Genomic DNA, 20446 nt, shown 5'->3' with positions numbered 1-20446 from the left:
GCATCTGGAGTTGGGTCAATGGCGACGGACGGTTTCGCGAGCGGTCTTCTGAAGGGCAAGCGCGGGCTGATTCTCGGTGTCGCCAATAACCGCTCCATTGCCTACGGCATCGCCAAGTCCGCACGCGCCCACGGAGCGGAGCTCGCCCTTACCTACCAGGGGGAGGCGCTCAAAAAGCGCGTGGAGCCCCTCGCCGCCGAGCTGGGCGGCCACCTCGTCGGCCATTGCGACGTCACCGAGCCGGAAACCCTCGACGCCGTCTTCGCCGAGACCGAAAAGCTGTTCGGCACGCTCGATTTCGTCGTCCACTGCATCGCCTTTTCCAACAAGGACGAGCTGGACGGCCGCTATGTCGACACCTCGGCCGACAATTTCACCAAGACCATGTTCATCTCCTGCTACTCCTTCACCGCCATCGCCCAGCGGGCGGAGAAGCTGATGGCGAACGGCGGCTCGCTGCTCACCCTCACCTATTACGGGGCGGAGAAGTGGATGCCGCATTACAACGTCATGGGCGTGGCCAAGGCCGCGCTCGAGGCGAGCGTGCGCTACCTCGCCGCCGACCTCGGCCCCAAGGCCATCCGCGTCAACGCCATCTCCGCCGGCCCGATCAAGACGCTCGCCGCCTCCGGCATCGGCGATTTTCGCTATATCCTGAAGTGGAACGAGCTGAACTCGCCGCTGCGCCGCACCGTCACCACGGACGAGGTGGGCGACACCAGCGTGTACTTCCTTTCCGATTTGTCGCGGGGTGTGACCGGTGAAGTGCACCATGTGGACGCCGGATATCATATCGTCGGCATGAAGCACCCCGACGCGCCGGACCTTGCTCTGGTGCGGGATTGAAGATGCGCCGATGACCGGCCGCGAGCGACCCGCCTCTGCGTGACCATTTGCGAGTGACCCCTTGCGAGTTGCATGGCCGCCCCTGACAACGAGGAGATCGACAATGCCGGCGACCCGAGTTCGCGCCGCCCTTTCCGCCCTCGCAATGACCGCCGCCGCGCTGCTCATCCCCGCCGGCTCGGCCCTCGCCCAGAGCCCGCCGACGTTCCAGGAATATCCCCTGCGTGACCGCGTCTTCGGACCCGGCGGCGCGGTCTTTCCGGATTATGTCACCCCCAGCGAATACGGTGTCACGTTCATGACCGGGGGCACGGGCACCCGCAGCGCCCTGTTCGCCGCCGGCACCTCGGACTACAACTGCCAGCAGACCCAGATCCCGACCATCCAGGTCCTGTCCGCGCCTCCTGGCGGCAAGGTGCAGATCCGGTTCGGCGCCTTCACCGCCTCGGCCATTGACGGCGGATACACCACCCGCTGTCTCGGCCGTCCGGCCAAGGGGCTCATCGTGAGCTTCAAGGGCAAGGCGGCTCCCGGATCCCGGATCGCCCTGCGCGTCATCTACCCGCCGCGCGGCGTCTGGTACGACCACGTGATCCCGGTTCCCGCGCAGTGATCGTTCATCCGGCGGAGCCCTCGGCGCAGGGTCCCCGGCTCCCCTGCTCCCCGGCCCAACCGGTGCGAGAGCCATGACCACGACGCGACGCTACTTCCTGGTGCGGCACGGCGAAACCGACTGGAACGTGGTCGGCCGCCTGCAGGGCCGCCGAGACGTGCCGCTCAATGCCCTGGGCCGGATCCAGGCCGGGCGGGTGGGGCGCGTGCTGCACCAGCTCGCCGGCCCTCCCGATCGCCTCACCTACGTTTCCAGCCCGCTGTCCCGCGCGGTGGAGACCATGCGCATCCTGCGCACCAGCCTCGATCTGCCCGCCGCCGATTTCCGCACCGACCCGCGCCTCGCCGAGATCTCCTTCGGCCAGTGGGAAGGGCAGACCTGGCCCGAAATCCGCCGGCGCGACCACGAGGGCGTGCGTCGACGCGACCTCGATCCGTGGAACTTCACCCCGCCCGGCGGCGAGAGCTACGGCATCCTGTGCGACCGCGTGAACGCCGCCTGCGCCGAGGTGGAGGGCGAGGCCGTGATCGTCACCCATGGCGGGGTGATCCGCGCCCTCCTCCACGTGAAGGCCGGCATGCCCGAAGGCGAAGCGGCCATCCTCCCGGTCCGGCAGGGCGCGGTCTACGTGGTCGCCGGCGGTGGCTTCGAAGTGGCGGACTGAAGCGCGGCCGCGCGTCCCTCGTTCCGTCCCGCGGTATTTCCTAGCAATTTCCCCGGCATTGCCCGCGGCGGTTTTCCCCGGATTTTTCTTGGCATTTTTCTTGCTGCATCAAACCCGTACGCCCGGAACCGTGTCGTGAACACGACGCCGCTCCCCATTTTTGACGCCTTTCGCCGGAGCCCCGCGGGGAGACCTTTCATGACCGACATGGCCGAACTGCAAAAGCGGAAGATGCCGCTCAATCTCGCCATCGTGCACGTGGACCCCGACGCGTTCATCGCCCACTACATGGCCTGGCTCGAGATCACGAAGTTCATCACCGCCCTGCGTGCCGGCGAGGCAACGGTGCCCGCCGACGGCAAGACCCCGGCGCTGACACCGGCCGAGCTCGCCAATGGCGGGGTGCACAACGTGGGCAACGATGCGGTGTTCGCCTTCTGCATGACGGCGGCGCTGAAAGGCGACAAGGCCGCGGTCGACAAGGTCGAGGCGGCCCTCATCGACGCCATGGGCAAGGAGTATCCGGGCAATTTCGCCCTCTGGCACTTCCGCACCCAGATCGACGCGCCGGTGACGCTGGACGATTTCGTCGGGCAGGCGGGAAAGAAGATGCTGCTGGGCGACATTCCGCCCCCGCCCCTGCGCGCCAAGGAAAACTGGAGCGCGGGCCTGCGTTTCTTCGAAAAGGCGCGCAAGTCCAACTTCGTCCACGAGATCATGTACCCGCTCGCCCTATGGACGCGGGTGAAATGGAACGAGACGCTGGAGAAGGGCGTCTCCTTCATGGCGCATATCGAGGACAACCTGCCGATCCTGCGCGAGGTGCTGGAGGATCCGCGCAACGACCAGCCCTTCATCGCCAACCTCCTGCTGAAGGTGGCGCCGGGCGCGGACATGGAGCTCGACGAGGAATACCAGGGCTTCCTGCGCTCCCTCGCCCGGCGCTGAGGCGGCGCGCCGCGCTTTCCCGGCAAACCGCCGGAGGAGCAAGACGCGTCCGCCCGGCCCGGTTAGGCTGCGCCTTGCTCCGCCCCTGTCTCAGGCCTCGCCCGCCACCTTCTGGCGGTGCAGCACATGGGGGCGGGAGACCAGCAGCTTGTCGATGCGCCGCCCGTCCATGTCGACGATCTCGAACCGCCAGCCGAGGGCGTGGAACACCGCGCCCTCCTCCGGCAGTTCCTTGATGCGCGACAGGGCGAAGCCGGCCACCGTGTGGAAGCCGTCGTCCACCGGGAAGGCAACGTCGAGCAGGTCCCGCAGTTCGTCGATGGGGGTGTCGCCGGCGACCAGGAAGCTGCCGTCCTGCCGCTCCACCACGTTGCGCTGCACATGCGCGTCGGCCTCCACCGAGCCGGTGATGGCCAGAAGCAGATCGTAGCCGGTGACGACGCCGGCCATGTCGCCATACTCATCCACCACGATGCCCATGGGCACCACCGCCCCGCGCAGGATGCGCATGGCCTCGAGCGCCCCCACATTCTCCACGATGAAGGGAACGGTCTGCACATACTGGCGGGGGTCCGGACGCTCCCCTTCAGGTAGGCATCGAGAACGTGCTTGGCCTGAATGACGCCGATGGTCTCCTCCGGCGAGCCATCGCAGGCGGGCAGACGCGAATGCGGCGTGTTGAGCAGTACCTGGCGCACCTCGTCCGCATCCTTGGAGATGTCCACCCATTCCACGTCCGGCCGCGGCGTCATGATGGCGGTGACTGGGCGGTCGGCGAGACGCATCACGCCTGAGATCATCCGGCGCTCGGCCGGATCGATCACGCCCGCCGTCTCCGCCTCGGTGATGATGGCGCGGATCTCCTCGTCGGTGACGGCGCTGGAGCCGTGGGCGCGATCGCCCAGCAGGCGCAGCACGAGCCGCGTCGAGGCGTCCAGCAGCCAGACGGCCGGCGCCGCCACCTTCGACAGGGTGACCATCAGCGGCGCGACGACGCACGCGAGAGGTTCCGGATTCTGCAGGGCCAGCCGCTTGGGAATGAGCTCGCCGATCACCAGCGACACGTAGGTGATGGCCGCCACGACCGCCGCATAACCCACGGGATGGGCGAAGCTCGCCGGCATGCCGGCATCCCGCAGCGCCACGCCCAGCTGCTCGCCGAGGCTGGCGCCGGAGAAGGCACCGGCCAGGATGCCGATGAGGGTGATGCCGATCTGCACCGTGGAGAGGAACCGGCCCGGGTCCTCCCCAAGCTTCATCGCGGCCAGGGCGCCACGCCGGCCGCGATCCGCGAGCGACTTCAGGCGCGCCGGGCGCGAAGAGACGATGGACAATTCCGCGGCTGCAAGAACAGCATTGAGCAACACGAGGAAGATGACGATCAGGATTTCGAGCAAAGGCATGGCGGGGATAGGAAAGCTCCGTCGGCGCTCCTCATAGCACAGGATCGCCGCCCTGTGTGACACCGGTACCGCATTTGCCGCAGAGCCTGCGCCGAAAGCGTCCGGAAAGGCGCCCGGGAGCGTCGATTGCGGCCGGCAGTTCAGTCATCGGCCTGGGTCCGGCGTTTCCCCGGCCGCGATCCTCGTCTATTGAACTGCGACGAGCAGGGGATTTTGCCACGTCATGTCGTTCAACACGTTCGGGCATCTGTTTCGGGTCACCACCTTCGGGGAAAGCCACGGGGTCGCCATCGGCTGCGTGGTGGACGGCTGCCCGCCCAACCTGCGCTTCACCCTCGACGAGGTGCAGGCGGCCCTCGACCGGCGGCGGCCCGGCCAGTCCCGCTTCACCACCCAGCGGCGCGAGCCCGACCAGGTGAAGGTGCTGTCGGGCACGCTGGAGCACCCCGAGGGAGGCCTCGTCACCACCGGCACGCCCATCGCCCTGCTCATCGAAAACGTGGACCAGAGGTCCAAGGACTATGCCGACATCGCCGGCGCCTACCGGCCGGGGCATGCCGACTTCACCTACGACATCAAGTACGGCATCCGCGACCATCGCGGCGGCGGACGCTCCTCCGCTCGCGAGACCGCGACCCGCGTCGCGGCCGGCGCCGTCGCGGCCAAGGTGCTGCCGGGGGTCACCGTGCGCGGTGCCGTGGTGCGCATTGGCGAGATCGAGATCGACCGGAGCCGCTGGGACTGGGACGAGGTGCCCAACAACCCGTTCTTCTGCCCGGACCCGCAGACCGTGCCGCTGTGGGAGGCCTATCTCGACGGCATCCGCAAGGCCGGCTCCTCCGTGGGGGCGGTGGTGGAGGTGGTGGCGGAGAACGTCCCCCCCGGCCTCGGCGCCCCGCTCTACGCCAAGCTCGACGCGGACCTCGCCAGCGCGCTCATGGGCATCAATGCGGCCAAGGGCGTGGAGATCGGCGAAGGCTTCAACGCCGCCCGCCTCACCGGCGAGGAGAATGCCGACGAGATGCGCCTCGGCAACGAGGGCAAGCCGCATTTCCTCGCCAATCATGCCGGCGGCATCCTCGGCGGCATCTCCACCGGCGCGCCCATCGTGGCGCGGTTCGCGGTGAAGCCCACCTCCTCCATTCTCACGCCGCGGCTGACGGTGGATCGCGCCGGGCAGGAGACGGAGATCTTCACCAAGGGCCGCCACGACCCGTGCGTGGGCATCCGCGCGGTGCCGGTGGGCGAGGCCATGGTGTGGTGCGTGCTCGCCGACCATCTCCTGCGGCACCGCGGGCAGGTGGGCGCGAGCCCGCATTGGCCGTTCGCCGCCTCCTCCACGGCTTGAGGGAAGCCGTCCCGCCCTTGCGATGTGCAGGTCCGTCCTGCGTGCGCACCCGGATCTGAGCGGCCGGACGCGAGCGGCCCCGGTGCGAACAGGTTGGAACGCCCCGTCTCATCACGCGTTGATGAGGCAGACACCTCAGCCTGGAGGAAACACGCATGCATACCGAAATGCAGAACCCGAACATCAAGCTCACCCATAACCTCGTCGCCAGCGACATGGTGGTGGGCACCTCGGTCTACGATCCCAACGATCAGAAGATCGGCTCCGTGGAGCGCCTGATCCTCGAGAAGACGAGCGGCCGTGTTTCCTACGCCGTTCTGAGCTTCGGCGGATTCCTCGGCCTCGGCGAGGATTACTATCCCGTGCCGTGGCAGATGCTGACCTACGATGAATCGCTCGGCGGGTTCCGCATCAACCTGACCAAGGACCAGGTGGAGAGCGCACCTAAATACCATGCCAACGAGGAGTATGACTGGAGCTCCGACAACGGGCGCCGCATCTCCGACTATTATGGCGTGCCGCCGTTCGGCGCCGCCACCATGTGAGCGGGCGCCCGGCGCGTAACGTGAAAGGCTGCCGCAAGGCAGCCTTTTTCGCATTCGCGCCTGCGAAATTCATCACACCTGAATGTTTCATAATTTTCATTGTCACTGAAAACAGTCGCGTTATGCTGCGGGCATGAAGCTCTCGGAATGGCTCTCGGCGACCGGAACGAAGCGCAGCGCCTTCGCCAGGCGGGTGGGGATGTCGCCCGCCAGCGTCACGTCCCTGTGCAACGACGAACGTGCCTGGATCTCCCGCGAGAGCGCCGAGAAGATCGCCGAGGCCACCGGTCACCAGGTGACGCCAAACGATTTTCTCGGGCTTCCCGAGCCCCGCATCCGAGGTTTGCCCGTGACCGATACCACCCAGTCCCGCGTCCAGTCCGCCATCGAAGCCTTCGCGCGAGGCGAGATCGTGGTCGTCACCGATGACGACGACCGGGAGAACGAGGGCGACCTCATCGTCGCCGCATCCCTGGCAACGCCGGAGAAGATGGCCTTCATCATCCGCAATACGTCCGGCATCGTCTGCACGCCCCTGCCCCCGTCCGAGGCGAAGCGGCTGCGGCTCGACCCGATGGTGTCGAACAACGACGCGCCCATGGGCACCGCCTTCACCATCTCCATCGACGTGCGGCACGGCACCACCACCGGCATCTCCGCCGAGGAGCGCACCAACACGGTGCGGGCGCTGGCCAATCCGAACATGGGGGCGGGCGATTTCGTGCGGCCGGGCCACGTCTTCCCGCTCATCGCCAAGGAAGGCGGCGTGCTCATGCGCTCCGGCCACACCGAGGCCGCGGTGGACCTGTGCCGCCTCGCCGGTGTGCCGCCGGTGGGCGTGATCGCGGAGCTGGTCAATGACGACGGCACCGTGCAGCGCGGTCCGCAGGTCACCGCCTTCGCCGAAAAGCACACGCTCGTGCGCATCTCGGTGGCCGACCTCATCGCCTACCGTCAGGCGCGCGAGAAGCTGGTGACCCGGGCGGCCGAATTCCCGGTCGCCACCTCCGTCGGCGAGCTGCACGGCTACTCCTACGTCACCCCCTTCGATCCGGTGAACCACCTCGCTTTGGTGAAAGGCCGCATTGGCGACGGGGAGAAGGTGCTGGTGCGTCTGCACCGCGCCGATCCGGTGGCCGACGCCTTCACCGGCGGCAAGAGCATCCAGAAGGCGCTGGCGCGCATCGACGCCGAAGGCCGCGGCGTGCTCGTCTATCTGCGCGACGGAACGGCGGGCGTGCCGGCGGTCGCCATCGGCCACGACAACGAGAAGAGCCCCAGCGAGGCCGAGCGCGACCGACACTGGCGGGAGGTGGGCCTCGGTGCCCAGATCCTGCGGGACCTCGGCATCGTGTCGATTCGCCTGCTGGCGTCCAAGGCGCGCACCTATGTGGGCCTCGCCGGTTTCGGTATCGAGATCCTCGACACGGAATCGCTCGACGGCTGACGGTCGCTGAAATTTTGTGCACCGAAAACCGACCTAAGCCATTGCGACAGAACAACGACACCCCTCGCCAACGGCGCGGGGTGAGCACCCGTCAGGCTTGCGCCGGAAATCGTGAGGTGAAAACAGGCGGCTAACGACTTCTCCCGCCCGCCGGACGGTGTCAGCATCCACGTGACGTGATGCCGCGCCTTTCCGGCAGGAGGGGAGAAATCGATGTTTGAGCGTCTGCGTCGCTTGTGCGTCTACGCCACCTTCGCCCTGTTCGGCCTCGCCACCGCCGCCGCGCCGGCTTCGGCAGAGACAGTCCGGGGCACGCAGGTGGACCTGGAACTGGTCCTCGCGGTGGACATCTCCTATTCCATGGACCAGGAGGAGCAGGCGCTCCAGCGCGAAGGCTATGCCACCGCGGTGGTTTCCCGCGAGTTCCTCGAAGCCCTGCGCCTCGGCCCCACGGGGAGGATCGCGGTCGCCTACGTGGAATGGGCTGGAGAAACGGAACAGCAGGTGGTGGTGAGCTGGCGCGTCATCGACGGTCCGGACACTGCCAGGGCGTTTGCCGAGGCCATTTCCAGCGCCCCCCTGCGGCGGGCCTATCGCACCTCCATCTCGAGCGCCCTGCTGTTCGGCGCGGACCAGTTCGACCTGAACGGCTTCCAGGGGCTTCGGCGGGTCATCGACGTGTCCGGCGACGGGGTGAACAACCAGGGCCCCCGGTCAGCCTCGCACGGGATGCCGTGGTGTCACGGGGCATCACGGTCAACGGCCTGCCGCTGCTGATGAAGCGATCCGGCGCGTCGGCGCTCGATATCCCCGAGCTCGACGTCTATTACGAGGACTGTGTCATCGGCGGGGCCGGCGCGTTCGTCATCCCGGTCCAGCATCAGGACGAATTCGCCCGGGCGATCAAGACCAAGCTCGTCCTCGAAGTGGCCGATCTCGCCGTGCCCGCCGCCCGCGGCAGCCTGGTCATGAAGGCGGTGGGGAGCCAGCCGCGCATCTCTTGCACCATCGGCGAGAAGATCTGGATGGACCACTGGGCCAACTGAACCGCCGGCACGGCAGTCAGAGGGTGTCCAGAGTCAGAGGGTGTTCAGAGGCAGAGGGTGTCCTGGAGCGGCACCCGGCGCAGGGCCGGCAGGTCCGCCGCGCCCGTGATGAAGCAGGCGATGCGCAGTTGCGCTTCGAGGATGGAGAGATGCTCCACCACCGCTTCGGTGGAGGTGACAGCCGCTTGGAGCGTTCCCGCCGCCTGGCCCACGAGGTCGGCACCGAGGCGGATCGCCTTCGCCGCATCCACCCCATCACGGATGCCGCCGGATGCGATGAGCGGCGTGCCGGGACAGGCGGCGCGAACCTGCCGCAGGGCCTCCGCCGTGGGAATGCCCCAGCCGGCGAAGGCGGCGGCGATGGCCCGGGCGCGACCGGACCCGCGCGCGCCTTCCACCAGTGCCCAGTTGGTGCCCCCCGCCCCTGCCACGTCGAGCACGGCGACGCCGCACTCCACCAGCCGCACCGCCACGGCGGCGGACAGGCCGAAGCCCACCTCCTTCGCCACCACCGGCACGCCAACACGGGCGGCGAGCATGCCGATCCGCCGCAGCACGCCGCGCCAGTCCCGGTCACCACCGTCCTGGATCGCCTCCTGCAGCGGGTTGAGGTGGATCACCAGGCCATCCGCGCCGATCATCTCCACCGCCCGCCGCGCTCGGTCAACGCCCCGTCGTCGAGGATCTGCGCCGCGCCGAGATTGGCCAGGAGCAGGATGTCGGGCGCCCGCCGCCGCAGCTCAGGCCCCAGGCCGCCCGCCGCCCCGGACTCGAGGGCGATGCGCTGCGAACCGACGCCGAGGGCGATGCCGAGCGCCTGCGCCGCCTCGGCGAGATGGGCGTTGATGGCTTCCGAGCGGCGTGGGCCGCCGGTCATGGCGGAGATCAGGAGCGGTGCGCGCAGCCGCCGCCCGAGCATCTCGACGGACAGGTCTACGTCGTCGAGCGACAGTTCCGGCGCGGCGCAATGCACAAGGCGAACAGCATCGAACCCGGTTTCGACGCGGGATCGGACCCCTCCGCCGCCGAGCACGATATCGATATGGTCTTCCTTGCGGCGGCCCGCGTCGCTCTCGTTCATGCTTCCCCGCCGGTGCCGCGGCTCGCGCCCGGCTCGGATGACGTCGATACCGCACGCCGCGGCCGCGGCGAGGAGGTCACACGCCGCCAGATTCTGTTCTGCACCCAAGCTGCTGCTCTAGCGCCCTTGTCTAAGCGGTGATCTAAAGTCATTCAAGGCAACGTATTTCGTGGACCGGGGACCTCGGCTCCCGTGGGCGACATGAAGAGGGGGCGCGCGTTCATGGCGCAGAAGGGCGGACGCAACACGCGGACGGAAACTCCGGCGTCGCACGATGTGGCGCGCTCCAACGGCGCACAGGGCGCCCTCCAGGGGGCGCTCGCCGTCCAGATGGCCGAAGCCCCCGCCGGCGCGTTGCACGCGGAGGAGGCCGCCTCTGCCCATTCGTTTCCGCCCCGTTCGCGTGATCTCTCCTACCTGCGTGCCGTGATCGACCGCCGCCTCGGCCTCCTGGTACCGCCACCCGCGTCCCATCCGGCGGTGCTGCACGCCGCCATGCGGCACATCCTGCTCGCGCCGGGCAAACGGCTGCGTCCGCTGCTGGCCATGGCCGCCGCGATCCAGCTCGATGCATCCGAACACGCCGCCCTCGATTTCGGCTGCGCGCTGGAAATGATCCACGCCTCGTCCCTTATCGTGGACGACCTGCCGAGCATGGACGACGCGGCCATGCGGCGCTCGCAGCCCACCACCCATGTGCAGTACGGGGAGGATGTGGCGGTCCTCGCCGCCATCGCGCTGCTCTCCCGCGCCTTCGGCGTCGCCGCGGCGGCTCCGGCCGTGCCGGAGCCGGTCCGGCTCGACGCCGTATCCATCCTCTCGCTGGCGGTGGGCTCCCTCGGCCTGTGCGGCGGGCAGTATGACGACCTAAGGCCCAGCACCGGCCGCAGCCTCGCCGCCACCGAGGACGTGAACCGCCGCAAGACCGGCGTGCTGTTCTCCGCCGCGGTGGAAATCGCCGGGCGTGTGGCCGGCGCAGACGAGGCGCAGTTCGCCCATCTTCGGGCGGTGGCCGGCCATGTGGGCCGCGCCTACCAGATCCTCGACGACATCCTCGACGCCTCGTCCTCCGCCGCCGCCCTCGGCAAGGACGTGGGCAAGGATGCCCACAAGGTGACGGTGATCGCCTCGCTCGGCGCCCCGCGGGCCCGCAAGCTGCTGGCGGAACACTTGGCGGGGGCCCTTTCTGCCTCTAAAGAGCTGGGACCCAACAAGGACGGGCAGGAGCCCCTGCGAGACTTCATGGACGCTGCCTTCGGTGAACTGATGGGGCCGCTGGCGCTGTGAGCGCCGCGCCGCAACATAAGGACGAAGCCCCGGACGACAGCACGGCCCCTCCCCTCGCCATAGCCGGCCTCGAGGCCGGCTATGGCGCGCGCACCGTGCTTTCCGGCGTCGATCTTCGCGTGCCCTCGGGGATTGTCACCGCCCTCGTCGGCCCCAACGGCGCGGGAAAGACCACGCTGGTGCGGGCGATCTGCGGCCGCATCCCGCCGCGGGCCGGTGCGGTCGAGGTGTGCGGGGCGCCCGCCGCCGAAGGCGCCGCCCGCGCGCGCATCGGCCTCGCGCCGCAGGACATCGCCCTCTACCGCTCCCTGACCATCGCCGAGAACCTCGCCATCTTCGCCCGCCTGGCCGGCGTTGACCGGGCGCGGGTGCCGGCGTGCGTCGCGGCGGTGATGGCGCGGACCGGGGTCGCGGAGCGGGGCGGCGAGCGCATCGACCGGCTCTCCGGCGGCTGGCAGCGGCGGGCCAATGTCGCGGCCGCCCTCGTGGGCACGCCGCGCCTGCTGGTGCTCGACGAACCGACCGTGGGCGTGGATGCCCCTGCCCGCGCCGACCTTGCCGCCCTCGTGCGCCGGCTCGCACAGGACGGGCTCGGCATTCTCCTCATCACCCATGATTTCGCCTTCGCCGAGGCGGTGGCGGATCGCGTCGCCATCCTGGCGGGGGGACGCATCGCGCTGGAGGGACCGCTCGAAGCCCTCCTCGCGTCCCGCTTCCCCCGCCGGCGCACGGCTCAGGTGACCTTCGCGACGACGCCCACCCCTGCCGGCCGGCGCGCCCTCGAAGCGCTGGGGCTGCGTGGAGACGGGCACTCCGAGCACTTCACCGGCACGCTCGAGGACACGCCCGAGGCCGCCGGCGATCTGATCGCGGCGCTGCGCGCGGCGGGGCTCTCGCCGCGCACCATCGCCCTCGAGGCCGCCGGCCTCGACGCCCTCTATGAGGATGTCACCGGGGAGTCCCGGCGATGACCTTCGCCATCATGCGCGCCATGGCCATCACCCTGCTGCGCGACCGTGGCGCGCTGCTGATGACCTTCGTGCTGCCGCCGCTGCTCTTCATCCTGTTCGCCGCCGTGTTCGCCGGCACCGGGGGCGAGACCTCCACCATCAAGGTGGCCGCCGCCCGCGAGACCGATGCGCCGGCCGCCGAGACCTTCCTCGCCGCCCTCGGGCGCGCCGCCGACGTGGCGCTGGTGCGCGCCACGCCCCAGGCGGTGAGCGGGCTCGTGGCCGACGGCACCGTGGACGTGGGCCTCATCGTGCGCGGCGATCTTTCGGGCGCGACCGACAAGCCGCCCCTCGTGCTGCTCACCGATCCCGCCCGCGGCGTGGCCGCCGCCATCCTGTCCGCGCGCATCCAGCGCCTGTTCACCGACGAGCTGCCCGGCATGGCCATCCGGCGCGTGGCGTCGCAGATGCAGGTGTTGACGGGCCCGTTCACGCCCGAGCAGCAGGAGCGGCTCGATGCCTCCGTCGCCCGCGCCCCGGAACTGGTGGCCCAGGGCGGCGCGGAGCTGATGGAGCGCCAGCCGGTGGCGCGCCTCAGGGCCGAGCCGGGCGTCAGCTACTATGCCGGCGCGATCGCCATGCTGTTCCTGCTGTTCTCGGCGGTGCAGGGTGCCGCGAGCCTCGTGGACGAGCGGCGCTCCGGCGTGTTCGACCGCATCGTCATGAGCCGCGGCGGCGTCGGTGCGCTGGTGGCCGGAAAGCTCGGCTTCCTCGTGCTCCAGGGCCTCGCCCTCGCGGCGGTGCTGTTCACCGTGGCGCAGGTGATCTACGGGGTGCACGTGGTGCAGCACCTCGGCACCTTCCTCGCCGTGGCGGCGGCCGCCTCGGCGGCGGCGGCGGGCGTCGCCTTGCCACTGGCGGCGGTGGCACGCACGCGGCAACAGGCGCAAACCCTCTCCACCTTCGCCGTGCTCCTGCTCTCGGCGGTGGGCGGCAGCATGGTGCCGCGCTTCCTGATGCCCGACTGGCTCCAGCAGCTGGGCGTGCTGACACCCACCGCGTGGGGCATCGAGGCGTTCCAGGATGCCCTGTGGCGCGGCGCGGGACTCGCGGCCCTGCTGCCGGGCCTTGCCGTCCTGCTCGGCTATGCCGTACTTGGCGGCGCGCTGACACTCTGGCTCATCCGCCGCCAAGTACGACTCGCGTGAAATTGCGACTCGCGTGAAAGGCGAGGCGCCCCTCAGGCGCCCTTGACCCAGCGGACCGTCGCCTCGGCGACACGGTGGCCGAGATAGGCCGCCGTGCGGCGGTCGGCATCGGGCGGGACCACGTCCGGGCCCTGGTCGATATTGGACTGCACGAAGGCACCGCCGAAGCCGCCGAGGCGGTTCAGGTCATCGATGGACGCCTTGGAGCTGTTGTTGCCGGGATGGAGGCCGAGGCCCACCCACACCATGCCGTGCTGCTGGGACAGGTTGAACAGCGCATGCAGGCCCTGCAGCTTGTCCCCGTTCTGGCTGCCGGAATTGACGAAGCCCGCGGCGAGCTTGTCCTTCCACTTCAGCTCCATCCAGCGCTTGGAGGACTTTTCCGCAAAGGCCCAGAAGCCGGCCGACACGGAGCCCATATAGATGGGCGCACCGAAGATGATGGCGGCGGCGCCGTCCAGCACCTCCCACTTCTCATCCACTTCGTCCACGGAGATCAGGACGCCGTCCACGGCATCCACTTCCTTGACGCCGGCAAGAACGGATTCGGCCACCACCTTGGTGTGGCCATAGCCGGAGTGATAGACGATCGCGACGACGGGCTTGGACATGTGACATCTCCCGGTTGGTTCGGCCTCCGTTTTATCGTGCATATATGCCGATACACAGACGAGTGCCTGCAAAGCTCAATTGCATTAACGCAATCAAACTCCGCCCGGAGCGCTCTCTCCTACCCGCCCTTCGGGAATTCCAGCCCCATCTCGCGATACCGCTCGGGATCGTCGGCCCAGCTCTCGCGCACCTTCACGAACAGAAAGAGGTGGACCTTCTGCTCGATGATGCCGGCAATCTCGGCCCGCGCTTCCGACGAGATGGTCTTGATGGTCTGGCCGGCCTTGCCGAGCACGATCTTGCGCTGGCTCTCGCGCTCCACATAGATCGTCTGCTCGATGCGCACCGAGCCGTTGCGCAGCTCCTTCCAGCTTTCGGTCTCCACCGTGGAGCGGTAGGGGAGCTCGTCGTGCAGGCGCAGGAACATTTTCTCGCGGGTGATCTCCGCCGCCAGCATGCGCATGGGCGCGTCCGAGACCTGGTCTTCCGGATAGAGCCAGGGGCTGAGCGGCACCATCTCGGCAAACCAGCGGCGCACGTCGGCGACGCCGTCTCCGGTGAGGGCCGAGACCATGAAGACGCGATCGAACGGCAGGCGCTCGTTCAGCTGCGCCGCCAGCGCCAGCAGCGTGTCGCGGCGAATCAGGTCGATCTTGTTGAGGATGAGCGCACGCGGCTTGCGGATGTCCTTCAAGGGTCCGAGCAGCGCCTCGATCTCCTCGTCCATCCCGCGTTTGGCATCCACCAGCAAGGCGATGACATCGGCGTCGGCCGCGTGGGTCCAGGCGCTGGTCACCATCGCCCGCTCCAGCCGCCGCTTGGGCGAGAAGATGCCGGGCGTGTCCACCAGCACCACCTGCGCAGCCCCGTCGAGGGCGATGCCGCGCACGATGGCGCGGGTCGTCTGCACCTTGTGGGAGACGATGGACACCTTGGTGCCCACGAGGGCGTTGGTGAGCGTCGACTTGCCCGCATTGGGGGCGCCCAGCAGCGCGACGAAGCCGCAGCGGGTGGGTCCTTCGAGAGGCGCGGGAACGCCGTCCGCCGCAGGGTCCGCCTCGTCGAGATCCTCATCCTCGTCGTCGAAGTCGTCGTCGAAATCGCCTTCGGCCTCCGCGGCGAACGTCTCCGGCATCTCGTCTTCCGGAATCTCCCGCGCAGCCGGATCGGCCTTCGCCTTCGGGCCATCGCCCGCACGCTTCCTGCCTGCCGCCATCACGTCTCGTCCTTCTGCCAGACGCCCTCTCGGACGAGGAAGGCGGCGGCCGCCGCCTTCTGCGCATTCTGCTTCGATGCCCCTTCCGCCTGCGCCGAGGGCAGGCCGGGCAAATCCACCGCCACGGTGAAGCGCGGGGCATGGTCCGGTCCGGAGCGGATCACCTCGCGATAGGAAGGCGGAGGCAGGCCACGGGCCTGCGCCCATTCCTGGAGCACGGTCTTGGCGTCGCGCAGCGGCCTCCGGGGGTCTCGAGCCGCGGCCGCCAGAAGCGCTCGACCACATCCTGCGCCGCCAGGTAGCCGCCATCGAGGAAGACCGCCGCCACCACGCCCTCCGCCACGTCGGCCAGGATGGCGCGGCGCTTGTGCGCGCCGGACTGGCTTTCGCCGGGACCCAGGCGGATGAAAGGGCCGAGATTCATGTCTTCGGCCACCTCGGCGCAGGCCTCCTCGCGCACCAGCTCGGCGAGCCGGCGCGACAATTCTCCCTCCTCCCCCTCCGGGAAGGCGAGATAAAGCATGTGGGACACCACCGAGCCGAGCACGTGGTCGCCGAGGAATTCCATCCTCTGGTAGGACCTGAGGCGTGGCGCTTCGCCCTTCACGGCGCTGATGTGCGACAGAGCGAGGTCAAGCGCCGACCGGTCGCGGAACCGGTAGCCGATCCGCTCTTCGAGCAGAGCGAGATCCGCGCCCACGCCGTTCAATGCACCCGAGTGAACAGCCGATCCCATCGCACCGTCCAAGGCCACGTCCAAACCTGCCACGCGGAAGCGCCCTCGTCGATCGAGAAGAAGATCAGCTGCGCCTTGCCGATCAGATTCTCGAACGGCACGTAGCCCACCTGGCTGAGCACCCGGCTGTCCGCCGAATTGTCGCGGTTGTCGCCCATCATGAAGAAGTGGCCCGGAGGCACCTCGTAGACGGGTGTGTTGTCATAAAAGCCGTTGTCCACGAGATCGAGGGTCTCGTAGGAGACGCCGTTGGGCAAGGTCTCGCGCCAGCGCTTGATCGGCACCTTGCGGCCCGAGCCGTCGTCCTCGTTCACGTCCGGCAGCCGCTCGCGCTGGACCGGGGCGCCATTGATGTGGAGCAGGCCACCGATCATCTGGATCTTGTCGCCGGGCATGCCGATGACGCGCTTGATATAGTCGGTCTCGTTGTCCCGCGGCAGCTTGAACACCACCACGTCGCCGCGCGTCGGCTCGGAGCCGAGAATGCGCCCCGCGAACAGGTTGGGCGAGAAGGGGATGGAGAAGCGCGAATAGCCGTAGCTGTATTTCGAGACAAACAGGTAGTCGCCGATCAGCAGCGTGTCCTTCATGGATCCCGAGGGGATGTTGAAGGGCTGGAACAGGAAGGTCCGGATCACGAACGCAATCAGCAGCGCATGAACGATCACGCGGACGGTTTCGAAAAAGCCGCCGTCCTTCTTGGAGTCGCTGGTCGCGGTCATCGTATGTCCAAAAAATTCCTGGGTGGGGCGCAGCGTAGAGGAAACTGCGCCGAAACTGAGGAGGAAGCCGCCCGATCGGCCTCACGCTCCACAGACCGAAGGACCCTATAGAGGCTTCGTCCGCTCCCGGCAACGCAGGCCTTGGCCGCTGCCGCTTCGTCAGCCGGCGGTCTTCGGGACGGCGGAAATGATCACATAGGCCGCCGTCAACGGCCCCTCGTCGGTCAGCGAGAGATGGATGCGCGGCTCGTATCCTGCCGGCACGAGGGCGGCGAGCCGCCGCGCCGCGCCGCCGGTGAGCGCCAGGGTCGGCTGGCCGGAGGGCAGGTTCACCACCCCCATGTCGCGCCAGAACACGCCATGGCTCAGGCCGGTGCCCAGCGCCTTGGCGCACGCCTCCTTGGCGGCGAAGCGCTTGGCGTAGGTCTCGGCCCGCAGCTTGCGCCGATCCGCCTTGGCGCGCTCCACCGGCGTGAACACCCGGTCGAGAAACCGGTCGCCGAAGCGCTCGATGGAGCGGGCGATGCGCCGGGCATCCGAAAAGTCCGAGCCGATGCCGATGATCATGCGGCCTCGCCGTCCGCCAGCCGCGCCCGGCCGGCGGCGATCGCCGCGCGCATGCGCTGCACGGCGGCATCGAGGCCGACAAACACCGCCTCGCCGATGAGGAAATGGCCGATGTTCAGTTCCGCGATCTCCGGGAAGGCCGCCACCCGCTCGGCGGTGGCATGGTCCAGCCCATGCCCCGCATGCACTTCGAGACCAAGGCCGGCGGCCTGTCGGGCTCCGGCCTTCAGCCGCGCGAACTCGGCCTCGGCCGCCTCGTGCCGCCCTTCGGCGCAGGCATCGCACCAGGCGCCGGTGTGCAACTCCACGATGTCCGCCCCGAGCTCCGCCGCCGCCGCGATCTGCGATGGTTCCGCCGCGATGAACAGGGACACAAGGATGCCCGCCGTCTTCAGCCGCGCGATGCGAGGAGCGAGGTCGGCGCGCTGGCCGGCGGCGTCGAGGCCGCCCTCGGTGGTGCGCTCCTCCCGCCGCTCCGGCACCAGGCAGCAGGCATGGGGCCGGATGCGGCCGGCGATGGCCACCATCTCGTCGGTGGCCGCCATTTCGAAATTGAGCGGCAGGTCGATCTCCGCCTTCAGCCGCTCCATGTCGGTGTCGCGGATGTGCCGCCGGTCCTCGCGTAGGTGGGCGGTGATGCCGTCGGCCCCCGCCGCCTGCGCCAGCAGCGCGGCACGCACCGGGTCCGGATGGGCGCCGCCGCGGGCATTGCGCACCGTCGCCACATGATCGACGTTCACCCCGAGCCGCACCGGCCTTGGCACCGTCATCGCCTTGCTCCTGATACGAGATACCCGCCCGGCCGTCAGCCGTTGACCCGTTCCACGTGGGAGACCACCTCGCGGGCCTTCAGGTCCGCCATGATGGTATTGAGGTGTCGCAGATCGAACACCTCGATGTCGATGATCATCTCGTGGAAATCCGCCGAGCGCGAGCGCATCTGCAAGCCCTCGATGTTGCCGCCGCGGTCGCCGATGGCGCTCGCCACCTGCGCCAGCGAGCCGGGCGCGTTGCGGGCCGTCAGCATGATGCGGGCGGGGAAGCGGCCTTCCGCCAGCTCGTCCACGTCCCAGCGCACGTCGAGCCAGCGCTCGGGCGCGTCTTCGAAATTCTGCAGGGACGGCGACTGGATGGGATAGATGGTGATGCCCTCGCCCGGCGTGAGGATGCCGACGATCCGGTCGCCCGGCACCGCGCCGCCCTCGGGGGCGAAGCGCACCGGCAGCTCGCCGTTGATGCCGCGGATGGGAATGGCATCGAGCCGCTCGCCCGTGGCGCCCTCGGGGATCTTGAACTTCAGGTTGTGGCCGCGCTTCAGCTCGAACCAGCCTTCGCCGTTCGCCTGCCGGCCGACCCGGTCCTCGGCGCGCGGCGGCACCCATTCGGGATGGACGGCACGGATAAGGTCGTCGGTCTTGATCTCGCCCCGCCCCACGGCCGCGAACACGTCGTCGGCCGCGCCGCGGGCGAGGCGCGGGGTCGCCTTGGCCATCCCGTCCTCGGTGAAGGTCTTGCCGGCCTTGGCGAAGGCGCGCTCGGCGATCTTGCGGCCGAGCCCGGCATATTGCGCCCGCACCGCCGTGCGCGTCGCCCGCCGCACCGCCGCCCGCGCCTTGCCGGTGACGGCGATGGTCTCCCACGCCCCCGGCGGGGTCTGGGCCTTCGACGTGATGATCTCCACCTCGTCGCCGTTCTTCAGCTCGGAGACGAGGGGCGAGATGGTGCCGTTGATCTTGCAGCCGACCGCCGTGTTGCCCACGTCGGTGTGCACGGCATAGGCGAAGTCGATGGGGGTCGCCTTGCGCGGCAGGGCGATGAGCCGGCCCTTGGGGTGAAGCAGAACACCTGATCGTGGAACAGCTCGAGCTTGGTGTGCTCGAGGAATTCCTCCGGCGAGAGGCCCTGGGAGAGGTTCTCGATGGTCTTGCGCAGCCAGGCATAGGCCCGGCTCTCATTGGAGAGCATGGGCCCCGGCGCGCCGGACGCATCCTTGTAGAGGGCATGGGCGGCGATGCCGTATTCGGCGATCTCCTCCATGTCGCGGGTGCGGATCTGCATTTCCACCCGTTGCCGGCGCGGGCCGATGATGGTGGTGTGGAGCGAGCGGTAGTCGTTCGGCTTGGGGGTGGAGATGTAGTCCTTGAACCGCCCGGGCACGATGGGCCACTTGGTGTGGATCACCCCCAGCGCGCGGTAGCAGTCCTCCACTGAACCCACGATGACGCGGAAGCCGTAGAGGTCGGAGAGCTGCTCGAAGCCGATGGCCTTGCGCTCCATCTTGCCCCAGATGGAATAGGGCCGCTTCTCCCGCCCCTTCACCTCGGCCGAGATGCCGCGCCGGCCCAGCTCGCCTTTCAGCTCCTGCTCGATCTCCTGCACCAGCGCGCCGTTGCCCTGCCGCAGCTCCGAGACCCGGTTGGCGATGGAGTCATAGGCCTCCGGCGAGAGCTGGCGGAAGGAGAGGTCCTCCAGCTCCTCGCGCATGTCCTGCATGCCCATGCGCGCGGCCAGCGGGGCGTAGATGTCCAGGGTCTCCTGGGCGACGCGGTCGCGCTTCTCGGGCGGCACCCATTTCAGGGTGCGCATGTTGTGCAGGCGGTCGGCGAGCTTCACCAGCAGCACCCGCACGTCGTCGGCGATGGCCAGCAGCAGCTTGCGCAGGTTTTCCGCCTGCTTGGCCTGCTTGGACACGAGGTCCAGCTTCTTGATCTTGGTGAGGCCCTCCACCAGCGTCGCGATCTGCATGCCGAACAGGCGCTCGATCTCGGTCTTGGTGGCGCTGGTGTCCTCGATGGTGTCGTGCAGCAGCGCCGAGACGATGGTGGCGTCGTCCAGCTTGAGGTCGGTGAGGATCGCCGCGACTTCGAGCGGATGGGAGAAATAGGGATCGCCGGAGGCGCGCAGCTGGCTGCCGTGCGCGCGCATGGCATAGACGTAGGCGCGGTCGAGCAGCGCCTCGTCGGTGTTGGGATTATACCGTCGAACGCGCTCGACGAGTTCGTATTGGCGCATCATGGCCGGAACGATCCGTCGCAGCACGGGCGGAGCGGGTTCAGCGGGTGAACGGCCGGCCCCATCCTTGTTTGTCCCGTAGATATCATGCGGAAGGGGGACGAGCGCAAGGCATAGCTGCCACGCATCCTGGGAAAAGCGTGGCGATCCTGCGCGTTAGGAGGCGCCGGCGCACAGGCCTTCACTGCTCCCGAC

General features: G+C 68.8%; 16 protein-coding genes and 5 pseudogenes. 11 read left to right on the top strand and 10 right to left on the bottom strand.

Annotated elements, in window-relative coordinates; translation table 11 throughout:
- The first annotated feature begins 18 nt into the window (after nucleotides 1-18).
- The 4 genes from fabI (at nucleotide 19) to EZH22_RS19415 (ending at nucleotide 3071) form a co-directional block, all read left to right on the top strand.
- The gene (gene fabI, locus EZH22_RS19430) at nucleotides 19-846 is read left to right on the top strand and encodes an enoyl-ACP reductase FabI (protein ID WP_203192118.1); all 828 of its coding nucleotides are present in this window, start codon (nucleotides 19-21) and stop codon (nucleotides 844-846) included.
- Between the two features lie 103 nt (nucleotides 847-949).
- Nucleotides 950-1459, top strand: coding sequence for a hypothetical protein (locus EZH22_RS19425; RefSeq protein WP_203192117.1), 510 nt, complete (start codon nucleotides 950-952; stop codon nucleotides 1457-1459).
- Nucleotides 1460-1532: 73 nt separating this feature from the next.
- Nucleotides 1533-2123, top strand: a complete 591-nt coding sequence (locus tag EZH22_RS19420; protein ID WP_203192116.1) for a histidine phosphatase family protein — start codon at nucleotides 1533-1535, stop codon at nucleotides 2121-2123.
- Nucleotides 2124-2321: 198 nt separating this feature from the next.
- Nucleotides 2322-3071: a hypothetical protein gene (locus EZH22_RS19415; protein WP_203192115.1), complete on the top strand. Its 750-nt coding sequence runs from the start codon at nucleotides 2322-2324 to the stop codon at nucleotides 3069-3071.
- Between the two features lie 90 nt (nucleotides 3072-3161).
- Here EZH22_RS19415 and EZH22_RS32655 read toward each other — a convergent pair whose 3' ends face one another.
- Nucleotides 3162-3629 carry a transporter associated domain-containing protein gene (locus tag EZH22_RS32655; protein WP_333473609.1) on the bottom strand — a complete coding sequence of 156 codons (468 nt, stop codon included), beginning with the start codon at nucleotides 3627-3629 and terminating at the stop codon, nucleotides 3162-3164.
- Nucleotides 3630-3937: 308 nt separating this feature from the next.
- A pseudogene (locus EZH22_RS32650) lies at nucleotides 3938-4474 on the bottom strand (CNNM domain-containing protein); the annotation flags it as partial.
- A 223-nt stretch (nucleotides 4475-4697) separates the two neighbouring features.
- Here EZH22_RS32650 and aroC point away from each other — a divergent pair.
- From aroC to EZH22_RS19390, 4 genes and pseudogenes are all read left to right on the top strand, one after another.
- Nucleotides 4698-5822, top strand: a complete 1125-nt coding sequence (gene aroC, locus EZH22_RS19405) for a chorismate synthase (protein WP_203192114.1) — start codon at nucleotides 4698-4700, stop codon at nucleotides 5820-5822.
- A gap of 167 nt (nucleotides 5823-5989) precedes the next feature.
- The gene (locus tag EZH22_RS19400) at nucleotides 5990-6367 is read left to right on the top strand and encodes a PRC-barrel domain-containing protein (RefSeq protein ID WP_203196636.1); all 378 of its coding nucleotides are present in this window, start codon (nucleotides 5990-5992) and stop codon (nucleotides 6365-6367) included.
- Nucleotides 6368-6500: 133 nt separating this feature from the next.
- Nucleotides 6501-7814 carry a 3,4-dihydroxy-2-butanone-4-phosphate synthase gene (gene ribB / locus EZH22_RS19395; RefSeq protein WP_203192113.1) on the top strand — a complete coding sequence of 438 codons (1314 nt, stop codon included), beginning with the start codon at nucleotides 6501-6503 and terminating at the stop codon, nucleotides 7812-7814.
- Between the two features lie 213 nt (nucleotides 7815-8027).
- Nucleotides 8028-8860 (top strand): annotated as a pseudogene (locus EZH22_RS19390) (DUF1194 domain-containing protein).
- A 44-nt stretch (nucleotides 8861-8904) separates the two neighbouring features.
- Here EZH22_RS19390 and fni read toward each other — a convergent pair.
- Nucleotides 8905-9941: pseudogene (gene fni / locus EZH22_RS19385) on the bottom strand (type 2 isopentenyl-diphosphate Delta-isomerase).
- Nucleotides 9942-10142: 201 nt separating this feature from the next.
- Here fni and EZH22_RS19380 point away from each other — a divergent pair.
- Genes EZH22_RS19380 through EZH22_RS19370 form a run of 3 tightly spaced genes read left to right on the top strand, consistent with a single transcriptional unit; the run spans nucleotide 10143 to nucleotide 13386 of the window.
- Entirely contained in the window at nucleotides 10143-11228 is a 1086-nt protein-coding gene (locus EZH22_RS19380; RefSeq protein WP_231711555.1) for a polyprenyl synthetase family protein, read from the top strand.
- Nucleotides 11225-12199 (top strand): ABC transporter ATP-binding protein, encoded by a 975-nt coding sequence (locus EZH22_RS19375; protein WP_203192111.1) that lies wholly within the window; start codon nucleotides 11225-11227, stop codon nucleotides 12197-12199. Before EZH22_RS19380 ends, EZH22_RS19375 begins: the two co-directional genes overlap by 4 nt.
- Complete coding sequence (locus EZH22_RS19370; protein WP_203192110.1) at nucleotides 12196-13386, top strand: ABC transporter permease; 1191 nt, start codon at nucleotides 12196-12198, stop codon at nucleotides 13384-13386. Before EZH22_RS19375 ends, EZH22_RS19370 begins: the two co-directional genes overlap by 4 nt.
- Before the next feature lie 32 nt (nucleotides 13387-13418).
- Here the strand turns inward: EZH22_RS19370 and EZH22_RS19365 are convergent, their stop codons facing one another.
- From EZH22_RS19365 to EZH22_RS19335, 7 genes and pseudogenes are all read right to left on the bottom strand, one after another.
- Entirely contained in the window at nucleotides 13419-13997 is a 579-nt protein-coding gene (locus EZH22_RS19365; RefSeq protein ID WP_203192109.1) for a flavodoxin family protein, read from the bottom strand.
- A gap of 119 nt (nucleotides 13998-14116) precedes the next feature.
- Nucleotides 14117-15133 (bottom strand): GTPase Era, encoded by a 1017-nt coding sequence (gene era, locus EZH22_RS19360; RefSeq protein WP_203196635.1) that lies wholly within the window; start codon nucleotides 15131-15133, stop codon nucleotides 14117-14119.
- A gap of 80 nt (nucleotides 15134-15213) precedes the next feature.
- A pseudogene (rnc, locus tag EZH22_RS19355) lies at nucleotides 15214-15950 on the bottom strand (ribonuclease III).
- On the bottom strand, nucleotides 15920-16672 hold the full coding sequence (lepB, locus tag EZH22_RS19350) for a signal peptidase I (RefSeq protein WP_203192108.1): 753 nt from the start codon (nucleotides 16670-16672) through the stop codon (nucleotides 15920-15922). The pseudogene rnc and the gene lepB overlap by 31 nt, the downstream one beginning before the upstream one ends.
- 159 nt (nucleotides 16673-16831) lie before the next feature.
- Entirely contained in the window at nucleotides 16832-17239 is a 408-nt protein-coding gene (gene acpS, locus EZH22_RS19345) for a holo-ACP synthase (RefSeq protein ID WP_203192107.1), read from the bottom strand.
- On the bottom strand, nucleotides 17236-18009 hold the full coding sequence (locus EZH22_RS19340) for a pyridoxine 5'-phosphate synthase (protein WP_408647617.1): 774 nt from the start codon (nucleotides 18007-18009) through the stop codon (nucleotides 17236-17238). The genes acpS and EZH22_RS19340 overlap by 4 nt, the downstream gene beginning before the upstream one ends.
- Before the next feature lie 35 nt (nucleotides 18010-18044).
- A pseudogene (locus EZH22_RS19335) lies at nucleotides 18045-20254 on the bottom strand (RelA/SpoT family protein).
- Between the last annotated feature and the right edge of the window lie 192 nt (nucleotides 20255-20446).

Source organism: Xanthobacter dioxanivorans, from assembly GCF_016807805.1.
Lineage (GTDB): Bacteria > Pseudomonadota > Alphaproteobacteria > Rhizobiales > Xanthobacteraceae > Xanthobacter > Xanthobacter dioxanivorans.
The sequence above is the reverse complement of the archived record's forward strand: the minus strand, read 5'-3'. Positions and strand labels throughout refer to the sequence as shown.

Coding starts and splice junctions, on each gene's coding strand:
- fabI (WP_203192118.1), top strand. CDS start 19: ATGGCGACGGACGGTTTCGCGAGCGGTCTTCTGAAGGGCAAGCGCGGG.
- EZH22_RS19425 (WP_203192117.1), top strand. CDS start 950: ATGCCGGCGACCCGAGTTCGCGCCGCCCTTTCCGCCCTCGCAATGACC.
- EZH22_RS19420 (WP_203192116.1), top strand. CDS start 1,533: ATGACCACGACGCGACGCTACTTCCTGGTGCGGCACGGCGAAACCGAC.
- EZH22_RS19415 (WP_203192115.1), top strand. CDS start 2,322: ATGACCGACATGGCCGAACTGCAAAAGCGGAAGATGCCGCTCAATCTC.
- aroC (WP_203192114.1), top strand. CDS start 4,698: ATGTCGTTCAACACGTTCGGGCATCTGTTTCGGGTCACCACCTTCGGG.
- EZH22_RS19400 (WP_203196636.1), top strand. CDS start 5,990: ATGCAGAACCCGAACATCAAGCTCACCCATAACCTCGTCGCCAGCGAC.
- ribB (WP_203192113.1), top strand. CDS start 6,501: ATGAAGCTCTCGGAATGGCTCTCGGCGACCGGAACGAAGCGCAGCGCC.
- EZH22_RS19380 (WP_231711555.1), top strand. CDS start 10,143: ATGAAGAGGGGGCGCGCGTTCATGGCGCAGAAGGGCGGACGCAACACG.
- EZH22_RS19370 (WP_203192110.1), top strand. CDS start 12,196: ATGACCTTCGCCATCATGCGCGCCATGGCCATCACCCTGCTGCGCGAC.
- EZH22_RS19365 (WP_203192109.1), bottom strand. CDS start 13,997: ATGTCCAAGCCCGTCGTCGCGATCGTCTATCACTCCGGCTATGGCCAC.
- era (WP_203196635.1), bottom strand. CDS start 15,133: ATGCCGGAGACGTTCGCCGCGGAGGCCGAAGGCGATTTCGACGACGAC.
- lepB (WP_203192108.1), bottom strand. CDS start 16,672: ATGACCGCGACCAGCGACTCCAAGAAGGACGGCGGCTTTTTCGAAACC.
- acpS (WP_203192107.1), bottom strand. CDS start 17,239: ATGATCATCGGCATCGGCTCGGACTTTTCGGATGCCCGGCGCATCGCC.
- EZH22_RS19340 (WP_408647617.1), bottom strand. CDS start 18,009: ATGACGGTGCCAAGGCCGGTGCGGCTCGGGGTGAACGTCGATCATGTG.